The organism is bacterium (assembly GCA_035505375.1).
GTDB lineage: Bacteria > Hydrothermota > Tepidihabitantia > Tepidihabitantales > Tepidihabitantaceae > UBA2258.
Genome location: DATJQV010000074.1, coordinates 1 through 10,830, shown reverse-complemented (window position 1 = coordinate 10,830; position 10,830 = coordinate 1). Strand labels below are relative to the sequence as shown.

11 protein-coding genes are annotated in these 10,830 nt (G+C 62.2%); 6 read left to right on the top strand and 5 right to left on the bottom strand.

Going from position 1 to position 10,830, the window contains the following annotated elements:
- Positions 1–188: 188 nt before the first annotated feature.
- The gene (locus VMH22_11670; protein HTW92355.1) at positions 189–1,226 is read left to right on the top strand and encodes a helix-turn-helix domain-containing protein; all 1,038 of its coding nucleotides are present in this window, start codon (positions 189–191) and stop codon (positions 1,224–1,226) included.
- Between the two features lie 270 nt (positions 1,227–1,496).
- Here VMH22_11670 and VMH22_11665 read toward each other — a convergent pair whose 3' ends face one another.
- Together VMH22_11665 and VMH22_11660 are read right to left on the bottom strand one after the other, a co-directional pair.
- Positions 1,497–1,787 (bottom strand): type II toxin-antitoxin system RelE/ParE family toxin, encoded by a 291-nt coding sequence (locus VMH22_11665; GenBank protein HTW92354.1) that lies wholly within the window; start codon positions 1,785–1,787, stop codon positions 1,497–1,499.
- Positions 1,784–2,011 carry an addiction module protein gene (locus tag VMH22_11660; protein ID HTW92353.1) on the bottom strand — a complete coding sequence of 76 codons (228 nt, stop codon included), beginning with the start codon at positions 2,009–2,011 and terminating at the stop codon, positions 1,784–1,786. The genes VMH22_11665 and VMH22_11660 overlap by 4 nt, the downstream gene beginning before the upstream one ends.
- Positions 2,012–2,252: 241 nt before the next feature.
- Here VMH22_11660 and VMH22_11655 point away from each other — a divergent pair, with 241 nt between their 5' ends.
- Both VMH22_11655 and VMH22_11650 read left to right on the top strand, forming a co-directional pair.
- Complete coding sequence (locus tag VMH22_11655) at positions 2,253–2,456, top strand: hypothetical protein (protein HTW92352.1); 204 nt, start codon at positions 2,253–2,255, stop codon at positions 2,454–2,456.
- Positions 2,440–2,619 (top strand): hypothetical protein, encoded by a 180-nt coding sequence (locus VMH22_11650; protein ID HTW92351.1) that lies wholly within the window; start codon positions 2,440–2,442, stop codon positions 2,617–2,619. The genes VMH22_11655 and VMH22_11650 overlap by 17 nt, the downstream gene beginning before the upstream one ends.
- 130 nt (positions 2,620–2,749) lie before the next feature.
- On the opposite strand, the gene VMH22_11645 is transcribed toward VMH22_11650, so the two are convergent.
- The 3 genes from VMH22_11645 to VMH22_11635 all read right to left on the bottom strand — a co-directional run bounded on the left by VMH22_11645 (position 2,750) and on the right by VMH22_11635 (position 3,999).
- Positions 2,750–3,013: a hypothetical protein gene (locus VMH22_11645; protein ID HTW92350.1), complete on the bottom strand. Its 264-nt coding sequence runs from the start codon at positions 3,011–3,013 to the stop codon at positions 2,750–2,752.
- Complete coding sequence (locus VMH22_11640) at positions 3,000–3,371, bottom strand: BrnT family toxin (GenBank protein ID HTW92349.1); 372 nt, start codon at positions 3,369–3,371, stop codon at positions 3,000–3,002. Before VMH22_11640 ends, VMH22_11645 begins: the two co-directional genes overlap by 14 nt.
- A 403-nt stretch (positions 3,372–3,774) precedes the next feature.
- The gene (locus VMH22_11635) at positions 3,775–3,999 is read right to left on the bottom strand and encodes a hypothetical protein (GenBank protein ID HTW92348.1); all 225 of its coding nucleotides are present in this window, start codon (positions 3,997–3,999) and stop codon (positions 3,775–3,777) included.
- Between the two features lie 242 nt (positions 4,000–4,241).
- Here VMH22_11635 and VMH22_11630 point away from each other — a divergent pair, with 242 nt between their 5' ends.
- The 3 genes from VMH22_11630 (at position 4,242) to VMH22_11620 (ending at position 10,773) form a co-directional block, all read left to right on the top strand.
- Positions 4,242–6,920 (top strand): sigma 54-interacting transcriptional regulator, encoded by a 2,679-nt coding sequence (locus tag VMH22_11630; protein HTW92347.1) that lies wholly within the window; start codon positions 4,242–4,244, stop codon positions 6,918–6,920.
- A 655-nt stretch (positions 6,921–7,575) separates the two neighbouring features.
- A complete protein-coding gene (locus VMH22_11625) occupies positions 7,576–7,872 on the top strand; it encodes a hypothetical protein (GenBank protein HTW92346.1) in 297 nt (98 codons plus the stop codon).
- 321 nt (positions 7,873–8,193) lie between these two features.
- The gene (locus VMH22_11620; GenBank protein HTW92345.1) at positions 8,194–10,773 is read left to right on the top strand and encodes a T9SS type A sorting domain-containing protein; all 2,580 of its coding nucleotides are present in this window, start codon (positions 8,194–8,196) and stop codon (positions 10,771–10,773) included.
- Positions 10,774–10,830: the final 57 nt, after the last annotated feature.

The window sequence follows — 10,830 nt, the reverse complement described above, 5'->3', positions numbered from 1 at the left end:
CCTTCGCTCGACAGCAGGTCGACTTCTCATGCAAGGTAGCCATGCACGAGAATACAGCAGAGAAAACAGACTTAACTCACTCATCCGCAACCACTAGCCGCGCTCACTTTCAACGGCATTTCCGCCACGCTTGCAGTATACTACATATTCAGAGGTGATGATTGAGCCGGAAAACTGACGAATTGCCAATGGCCAGGGAGCTGGGCCTAAGGCTACGGTCACTCCGTAGAAGAGCCTCGCTGACCCAGGCTGAGCTGGCCGGACTTGCCAGTGAAGGTCTGGACCAGGCCTTGGTGTCGCGGCTGGAATCAGGCCTTCACTCGAACCCCACTCTGTCGCTGGTGGCCGATTACCTGCGGGCGTGCCGGGCGAGCTTCAGCGAGATTGCCGACCTGCTGGATACGTACACGGCGAGGCCGTTGCCTTTGGAGCAGGAAGGACGCGAGGCCGTCGCAAAAGTGACCGAGGCGCTGCCCGTGCAGATCGGGAATCAGGCGCTCGCCTACGACATCAAGACAACCGTGGCCCGCCAGGCTGAGCGCAAGCCGTCGCTTTCGTCAGAGGAGCGGGTGAAGCGGGTAGTGAACCTGGCAGCGGCAGCCAGCCGGCGCAAGCGACTCGACATCCTCGTGAAGTACCTTGAGGCAGAGGTCGGTCACAGTCTTGCCGCCACCGAGCGGCAATACCTGCACCTACTCGCAAGGAAGTTCTGGGGCGCGCTCAGCTCGACGCGGGGCGGGCTCAAGCACGTGCGGCTCACTCGCATGGCGCGGGTTGTCGGCGAAGGTGTGGCCGCGCACGTGTTGTCCGAGAAAGACGTGCGGCTGGTGCGTGACCGCGTAGTCGAGCTGTTCAGCCGGATGGAAACGACCGGCGCGTTTTGGGCCGAGCCGCAACCGCAGAGCCCGCGCCGCAAACCGACCTGGCTTGAGCGCCAGAAGAGAATGATGACCCCGGAAATGCTCAAGCGGCAGGCGTACATCGGTGAGGGACTGAGTTCGGTGATGGCTGTGACCGAGATGACAAACCTTCCGGCCGGTGAGCGGGTTTCCTGGTACAACTGGCTCACCCTGCTGGCCAGCGCGGCCTACGACACGCTGCCCGGGACGCCGGAGCGGGAGAAGGTTCTCGAGGAGGCGCTCAAGGACCGGCCGGACCAGGAACTCGCCCGCAAGTTTGCGGAGCTGGCCCTCTCGGGACTGGATCGGCAGCTGCATCGCGCCTAGGTCCGCGTTCGTCATTCTGCACTCTGACTTCTGGTCTCTGACTTCTGAGCTCTCCGAAATCCGTCACCCGCCCTTGACGGTCTCTACCGATTCCTCCACCGCAAGTAGCCGGTCGAAGTCGGAAACTCTGCATTCTGGTTTCTGGATTCTGACTTCTGGATTATCCATGGTCCGTCACTCTCCGTTCTCGCCGGGAACCGTCCGTTTCCTACTACTACAAACTGCTAACTGAAACCAGGAGAACTCGCGGCCCACGGCCGCGGAGCCGCTCTAGCGTCTGTCCTTCCAGTAGCCCGGTCGCCGGTGCAGGTGCATCAGTGCGAGAACATAGACCCGGTCGGGCTCGACGCTGTAGAGAACGCCGTATGGAAATCGGTTGGCAAGGCAACGCCTCACACCGCTTTCAAGAATCGGCCAAGGGTTTGGATAGGACAAGATGTTCCGCAGAGCCGCAATGACCTCCAGCGAGAATTCCTCCCCAAGAGAAGGCTCAACCTTGTCGTAGAAGGCGACCGCCTCGATGAACTCTTCTTCGGCTTCCGGGTGGAAGTCGAAGGTCATCGGGTGGAAGCGTTTCGGATCCGGGCGAGGACCTCGTCCCCCGGGACTGCCTTGACGCGGCCGGAACGAAGCTCGGCGAGCCTCGCTGCGGCGGCCTCGGCCCAGGCCTTGTCGATTTCGGGGTCAGGAACGTTCAGGGTTCGGAGAAGAGAATCAACCACGGTCACACGGTCATCTACAGGAAGTTGTTTCGCTTCCTCGATAATGTCCTTTGCTCCGTGCACTTCACTACCTCCCGACATGGCTGGCGGCCTTGCGCGACTGCTTCTTCATCTTGCCAAATTGTAAGACGTGGCCTCGCCCCTGTCAAACTCCGTACCGGGCCCTGCCGGCTTCAGGAACTAAGCTCCTGTCCGTTTCCGACTACTGCTAACTGCAAGATGGTACCTGGAGTCTTCCGGGTGCTACGCACCCAGGGGGGCCTCTCCGTGTTGACTTGTTCCCAGTGCGCCCTTGTATCTTGACGTGAGCAATCCCGCAGTCAAGGTTTCAGTGCGCAACGGGACCGTCACTATCCGGTTTCCCGCGAGACTACTGCGCGCACGGCCGTCCTCGCGCAGCCGCGCCTGCGCCGGCGGCCGGGCACTCAAGTCCGTACGCGGCATGTGGAAGCGGCGCAAGCTGGATCCCCTCGCGTACCAGCATCAAGTCCGTGGCGAGCGGGACTGACCGCGGACCCGGCCTGACCTACCTGCTCGACACCAACAGCCTGACCCCGGACGCCACCATCGCGGCAACTGCTCTGGTCGAGAACGCAGCCCTCGTCACTCGCGATCAGAACATGCTGGACAAGGTGCCGGAGGTCCACTCGCTCAATCCCTTCGTCCGCTGACCATAGCAGCCACGGCACTCTCCAGACACATTCCGGCCCACGAACTGCAACCTGCAGGCGGGAAATGATCTTGCGCGCGGAGCAGCGCGTTCAAGACCGTGCGGAACGAGTCCTCGCCGGTCTCTAATACTCAGCGAACGCCGAGGCTCGCACCCGTCTTCCGTCTGTTCGGTCGGCTGGTCGTTCTTCGTGCGAGCTTGATCAGCGACAGCAGCGCAGAGTTGACAGCAGACTCGTTCGGGAAGACCTCGGCGACTTCCGGGCTGAGGACCACGACATTCGAGGCCTCCCGCAGGCGCTTCGCGTACTTCCCTCTTTCCAGAGGTTGGGAGAAATCGGAACGCCGGTACTCGGCGCGCAAGTCGTTGTTCTCGGTCGGTCTAGTCTTCTTCATATATTCTGTGTTCTCTCTTGCTCGCCAGGCGAGCGCTAATGATACGAATCGTATCGCCCTGCTCCGTGTGAGCTACAACCAAAAGCCTGCCCCGTTCCGACATGCCGAAGGTGATGTATCGAGACTCGGCGACCGAGTGGTCGGGGTCAGAGCCGGTGGCGGCCAAGGGGTCGCTCAGGGCCGTGGCTGCTTCTTCAAACGAGACGTGGTGCTTCCGCAGATTCGACCGGGCCTTCTGCTGATCCCATGCCAGTATCATGCTCGCATCATTCCACGATGCGAATCTGAGCACGTACCGGGCAGAGCCCGGGATGCTTGTCCGGTCCGTTATGATCTGCCCGCAGAACCTCGGAGCCACCGTTAGACGCGCGGAACGCACGGCACAAGGCAGGTATCATCAACTGCAGTTCCACCGGACCATTCTACGCGTGATCGCGGTAAGTTCAAGTCGGCGGCGAGCAACCACTCAGCGCTCATCGCTTGTCACTATCTCGAATGGACTGCCGGTCCCTTGCTGCCTGTGGCCGCGTCAATCTGCAATTCACAATCTGTAATGCCCGAGGGCCGTCAGCCGTAAGCTGTCAGCCGTAGGCCATCTTCGCCTCGACCGCCAACTCCGCCGCAAGTAGCTCATTTGTGGATTGCGGTAGCGCGAGCTGTCGCCTTGTCCGGAACCGGATCGCGGCGGATGAGAATCGAGGGCTGCCGGAGGCAGCCCTCGCAGAAGTCAGCGGGAACGGGCCCTGCTCAGGAGTCCACTTCTACCACTGGTTGTTGCAGTCGCGGCACGTGACGTTCGAAGCCTGCGTCATCGTACCGTCGAGCGGGGCCGGGCACGGCGACGGGTAGGGCACCCCACTCGGTGTTGCGCCGACGGCCTCCGCTTCCCACTCGGTCTTCCCCGTTGGTGTGTTCGGACACGGCTCGTGGACGTAATGAGCCCATGTGTTCTCGCTGCTGCAGGCCGGGCATTGGAGTCTCGCCATCGATGTTCCTTTCACTACTGCCTTAGAGCGGCTGCTGCTCGTCGCCAGTCGGCGCAGAGCGCCCCGCTATAGCTATTCTGCGGTCCCTCTTGTTGGTACGGACAACGTCACGCTAGTCAGGCGACGCGGGCTGCAAGCGAGAAGAACGGCACAGGTTACCCTTTCGTCTCCCGGTGTCAAATGGATTCGCGTCCTCAGCTTGACTTGTCGTGTGTCTGCATTATGCTGACCAAGGCCCCATCATGAGTGGCGCAACCGATTCACCTGACAGACTGCAGGCCCTGCGCGCGCAGGTTGAGACGGCCACGACACCGGCCGAGCGCGTCAAGGCTACGTTGTCGCTCGCCGAGGATCTCTGGCTCAGAGACGCCGCTGCCGCAATACCACTGTTGGAACAGGTGGCCGCCGAAGCCGAGGAAGCCGGGGAGGTGAAGTGCGGGGTCAGGGCGGCGTCGATGCTTAGCGAGCTGTTCCGCCGCGCCGGCGACCTCGATGGCAGCATGCGCCAAGCGGATCTGGTACTTTCAGCGGCCGACGCCATCGGCGACCGGCGAATCCGCGCCAGCGGGCTCAACCTTGTTGGCATGATACACCAGGAACGCGGTGAGCTTCAGCGCGCGCTGGAGTGCTTCGATGAGTTCCTGCAGGTCAGCCGGGAAACCGGCTTCGACCAGGGAGAGAGGTCCGCGCTGAATCAGCTCGCCGGCGTGCATGGTCTGCGGGGCGAGTTGGATGAGGCGCTAGCCTGCTATCGCCAGTGCCTGGAGTTGAGCAGCAAGGCGGGGGATCCGCTCGGCCGAGCAATCTACGCCCACAATGTCGGATGGACACTTGAGGACATGGGGCGCTGGGCTGAGGCGACCGAGTACTTCCACCGCAGCATCGCGCTCAGCGAGGAACACGGGTTTCACGACCTGCTTCTGTCCGCCCGAATGCAGCTCGGGGAGTTGTCGGCGAAGCGGTCAGATTGCGAAAATGCGACACTCATGTTCAGCGCGGTCATTGATGCCGAGCGGGAAAGGCGACACTCCGGACAGCAGCTCAGGGAGGCTCTGTCGAATCTAGGCTGGGTCTATTTCCGCAGCGGCGACCTGGCGCGAGCCGAAGAGAAGCTCGCAGAGGTCGCACGATTGAGCGAGTCCGCGGGAGACCGTTGCGTGCTCGCGACTATCTGCCGCCGTCGGGCCGAAGTGGCGCTGGCCCAGGGCCGGCTCGCCGCAGCGGGCGAGCTCCTGGCGCAGGCTGCTCACCACGCGACAGACCTGAACTTGCGGAAGGAGCAGGGCCAGGTGTTGCGCGTCGAGGCGGGGCTGGCTGCGGCCCGGCACGACACGGCCCCCGCGCTTGATCTATTTGCCCGATCCGAAGCCGTCCTCGAACCCTTGGGCGACACCTTCGACCTGGCTCTCACTCGGCTGCTGCGAGGAAGCCTGCTTGTTGACCTCGGTCGCGAGGGTGAGGCCCAGACCATGTTGCAGACTGCAGCCCGGACCTTCCGTCGGCTCGGAGTCGTGGCCGAAGCCGAAGAGGCCGGCCGACTGTTGTACCGGCTGGAGATGCGCGCTGACAGTAACGCTGCCCTTGCGCAGGGGCTGGCCGGACTTGCCGCGCTGGACCTCACACCCGAGCAGTTCATCGAGCGTGCGCTCCTGATCCTCTGTGACAACCTGCGGTTCGAACAGGGCGCGGTGCTGGTTCGCGGCAGGCCGGTCGCGCTCAGAGGGCAGCCGGACCTGTCCGGGCTGTCCGGACGCCGCGCGGCTCTGTCGCAGACCGACGTGGAGTTGCTGCTGCCGGTCAGACAGGACCGGCGCCTGCTCGGAATCCTGTGGCTTGGGCGCAGCGTCCCGCTTCCGGCCCGAATGGAACCCGACCTGATCGATGCAGTGTCGCGTGCGCTCGCGCCGCAGTTCATCAGGCTACGTGAACTGGGGAGCGAGTCCAACCCTGCCTCCGAGATCCCCGGCCTGCGCTTCCGTGGCGTCATCGGCCGCAACCGCGACGTCCTGGACATGCTCGCCGACGTTGCGCGTTTCGCCGCGACCGACGTGCCGGTGTTGATACGCGGTGAGAGCGGCACCGGTAAGGAGCTTGTCGCCCGCGCCCTACACGAGTCCGGCCCGCGCGCCGACCGCCCATTCATCACGGTCAACTGCGCCGCAGTGCCGGAGAGCCTGCTGGAAGCGGAGTTCTTCGGGGTCGAAGAAGGCGCGGCGACCGGAGTCGCGGCCCGGCCGGGCAAGTTCGAGCTGGCGCATACCGGGACCATCTTCCTCGACGAAATCGGGGACATGAGTTCAACCCTGCAGTCGAAGCTCCTGCGAGTAATCGAAGACAAGACCGTCACCCGCGTGGGCGGGGCCAAGGCGATTCTGGTCGACGCCCGCGTTGTCGCTGCCACGAACATGGACCTTGAGGCCCGCGTGCGCGAGAGGCAGTTCCGCTCCGACCTTCTCTACCGCCTCAACACGGTCATGCACACCATTCCACCGCTGCGCCGGCGCCGCGAGGACCTGCCCGCGCTCACCGAATACTTCATCGTTCGTACCGCGCAGCACTACGGCCGCCCAGCGCGCCGGGCAGGCAACGAGGTCCTTGCAGTGTTCGCCGAGGCGCCTTGGCCCGGCAACATCCGTCAGCTCAAGCACGTGATCGAGCGGGCGGTGATTCTCGCCCGCGGGGAGACGCTTGAGATTGCCGACCTTCCTCCCGAGTTTCGGCAAGGCCATCCGGCCTTTCCCGTGCGTTCGACTGCAAGCGTACGCGGCGAACGGCGTAGAGCCGCCGACGAAGCAGAACGAGCGGCCCTACTCGATGCAATGGGCCGCGCCAACGGTTACGCGCCGGCTGCCGCCAAGCTCGCCGGGTACAGCCGAACTTACTTCTACCGCCTCCTCCGCAAGCACCACATCGCCGGTTAGGCACGCCCGCTCACAATCTACTGACCCTGCCGGAACTCGAGAACATCAGAGCTGCATCTTGCATCACTTGAACTATGCAAGGCTCAATAGGTCATAGAGTTAATCACTCAGTGCCACAACATGATACAAACAGTGTCATTATGTGGGACTCGGCAAGACATCGTAGCACAACACGTTAGCTCAAACGGCCTGCTTGAACTGTGTCGTAATGTGGTACTGAAATCAGGCGTGCGGAAAGCCCTATTCCGCTATCCTGCTGATGCGCAAACGCTTACAGCAATCGGACTTTTCTGGCACATGAAGTGCCTATGCCGCTAGTTGGATGGCCCAACTCGAAGCCAAACAAGAAGTCGTTGGTCTGTGCCGGCCTTGCCGGCGCAGGCAGAGGTGGGCAGACCAAAGTACGAACAATGTGCAAGCGAGAGAACAAAGGGGTGCGGTGGCAACGCCGCACCCCAGGAAATCAAGGCCGATGGGCTCGAGGAACACAGAAACCCATTTGGCGATACCATGGTGTCTTGTGCGCTAGCGCCTTTGGCGCCGGGACCGTAAGCGTCCCTCGGACGCAGTGGTTTGACGAGACACCTGGCCGCCACCCCGAACGGGGCGCGGGATGGCTGGCTCAGTAACACGCCCCATAGAACAAGGAGCAACAGTGAGGAGCAGAGTACTAGCAGCAGTCGCGCTCGGCGTAGTGCTCATGGCCGGAGTCATGGTGGCCGGCGACTATGTCTGGCACTGCATGCTGTGCGGGAGTCCGGGGACCGCGTACTACACCTGTCCCACCCACGGCGTCTTTACGGCGCCGGCCTACTACACGGACAGACACGTTGGGCCGCCTGAAAGGCCCTGCCCGCAGGATTCTGTGCTGTATAGCGCCGACTCGGCGGTATGCAGCGGTCTCGCCCACCATCGGTTCTATGCACCGAACTGGAGCGGGTACGGATACTAGTGGTACGCTGGCAGGGCGGGCGCAGGCCCGCCCTGCCCGATGCCGGCTGAGCCCGAGTGTTGGCAGTTGATCTCCGGCAAATAGGCCGCTGGTCCTGACAGCCGGCGGGTTTGGCTGAGTCGGTCCAGTGCAGGTCGCCGCTGCCGCAGAGACAGTTTGGAGACGGCACGGGGAGTTGACATTACTTCTCACGTCCGATACGATTGATGCGAGGCGCGCGACATCAGTTCCGAAGGTCGATTTGCGCTGTCGTAGCTGCCGGCCGGGTCACGCGTTTCAATGAGTTGAGGGTCGTCACCTTTGTCCATAAGAGGAGGAGCCATGTCCGGGAAGACGGTTGCTTGCGCAGCATCGACTTGCGCCCTGGTGAGCTTGCTGCTGGCCGGTGTTGCGGCTGCTGATTCACTCCATGTCCGGTGCATTGGTCACTATCCCGACACGCTCAGTTGGTACCAATCCGAGGCCGTGGCTGTGAGCGGCGACTATGCCTACATCACGGCGCGGCAGCCGGACTCAGTTTTCATCATCCTATCGGTTGCTGACCCGGCGCACCCGGTTCTGGTTAGCCGTACCGTCTTCGACCTGCTCTCAACTGAGGGTAGCTATATTGTAGTCGTCGGCGACTTCGCGTATCTCGCTGGCGTTGGGCTGCAGATTTTCTCGGTTGCCGACCGCGCGCATCCGGTGAAAGTCGGGCATTGCGACACGCCACATGAGTACGGAGACGGCATCGCGGTGAGCGGGAGCTACGCCTATGTCGCGTGCGATAGCTACGGGTTACGGGTCATCTCAGTCGCCGACCCGGCGAATCCGATTGAAGTCGGGTACTGGGACACACCGGGCCAAGCCGTGGATGTGAAAGTCGTCGGGGACTATGCGTATGTCAGTGATGCGGACAGCGGTTTGTACGTCCTCTCGGTCAAAGACCCGACGCATCCGATTGAGGTCGGACGATGCGTCCTCGTGTCTAGCGGCGCCAGCACTGTCACAGTGAGCGGGGACTATGCCTATGTCGCCGGCGGGGACCGTAGCTTTCGAGTTCTGTCGATCGCGGACCCGGCGCACCCGTTCGAAGTCGGGCGTCTCGATAGCATGTACTTCATCCATGCTGTAACGATAGTCGGCGACAAAGCCTTTGTCGCAGACTTGGTCCTGGATACCGGGAAGATGCGCGTCATCTCGGTTGCCGACCCGGCCAATCCGGTCGAAATCGGCTACTATTCAACCGGCCGGTGCTATTCCGCGGACACTGGCCGAGGATATGTCCACGTAGGTTCTACCAAGGGGCAATGGGTGCTTCAGTTCTACAAACCCGGCGACCTCGACGTAGACAATGACTCGCTCGACGTCGTGGCCGACACTATTCGATTGAGGGGCTCGGGTTCGTACGCTCGCGGCGAGTTCGTGCTGGCCAATACCAGCGCGGCGTACAACCCGGACACTTATGACGGGCCGAGCTTGTCCATACTGGGTTCCTTGCGCTTCACCGGTTCGCTCTCCGGCCCCGGTGGGACGCTGGACAGCGTTCTTATCCCGAATCTGCCCCTGTCAAGGTCGCTGGCGCAGGGCCAGGTAGTCATCTGTAGCCTCGCAGTGTTCACTCCGCCGGGGCTGAAGAATGGAGACTACACCGGCGCTATTGTCATCGCCGGGAGGGACACCGCGGGCTTTCTCATATCCGACACGTTCTACGCGATTGTGAGAAAGCTCGGCGACATCGACGTGGACAACGATTCGCTGGACGTCGTCGCTGACACCATCAGTTTGCGGCCGCGATTGGTCTCAGTCGGACCGCCTCCACACTACACGGAGTGCGCTCTCGGCGAGTTTGTCCTTGTCAACACGAGCACGTCCTACAATCCCGATACGGCAGACGGCCCGAGCAAGTCCTGGGTGGATTCGCTGCGATGCACCGGCACGCTCGTGGGCCCCGGTGGGACCATCGACAGCGTTCTTGTTCTGAATCTGCCCGGTTCGCTTGCGCAAGGGCAGGCGATAGTCTGCACGTTAGCCGCGTACGTGCCGCCGGAGATCGGGAATGGCCCCTACAAAGGGCTGATTACTGTCAGTGGCAAGGATTCGCTGGGCTACCTGACTGCGGACACGTTCTATGCGCGCCTCACGAAGCTCGGAGACCTGGACGTTGACGACGACTCGCTGAACGTGGTTCATGACACGATAAACCTACGCACCCAGCCGGCAGGGCCGGTCTATCATCCCTACGCCAAGGCTGAATTCATGCTGGTCAACACCAGTAGCGCCTACAACCCGGATACCGCAGACGGACCAAGCCATTCGCTGCTGAGAGAGTTCAAGGTTGAGGCCAAGGTCGAGGCACAGGGCAGGGCTGCGCGAACGATGAGGAGTGAACACAGAATGGTGAAATCCGGTTCCGACTTTCACTCTTCACAATTCACTATTCACTCCTCTTCTAGCGCCGACAGCATTTACGTTCTCAACCTGCCTGAGTCTCTGGCAATAGGGCAGGCGGTGAAATGTACCCTCGCGCTAGTCATACCGACGAGCGAGTCGCTCGGCAGCCGCTCGGGCTGGGTTGTGGTCAGCGCCTTGGACACGGCAGGTTACCCAGTGCGGGACAGCTTCGTCCTTGTGGCGCGCGGTCCGCAGCCGCGTCAGAACCTCGACTCGCTTCGAGTCGCGCCCATACCGTTCAAGCCGCATACGCATCCGGAGCAGGATGCCATCCACTTCCAGGGGTTGAGCGCAGGGGCGCGGGTGACTATCTACGACAACTCAGGGCAGTCGGTCTGGAGCGCTACCGAGCAGGGCGATGGCCAGCTCAAGTGGGACGCCAAAGTGGCCAGCGGCATCTACGTGTACCTTGTCGTTTCGGCGGACGGCAAGTCGAGCAAGGTCGGGAAACTATCCGTCATACGATGAGGAAAGTCCCAATTCCCAAGTCTCAATGACCAGTCAATGAGGAAGTACCCAAGGCCC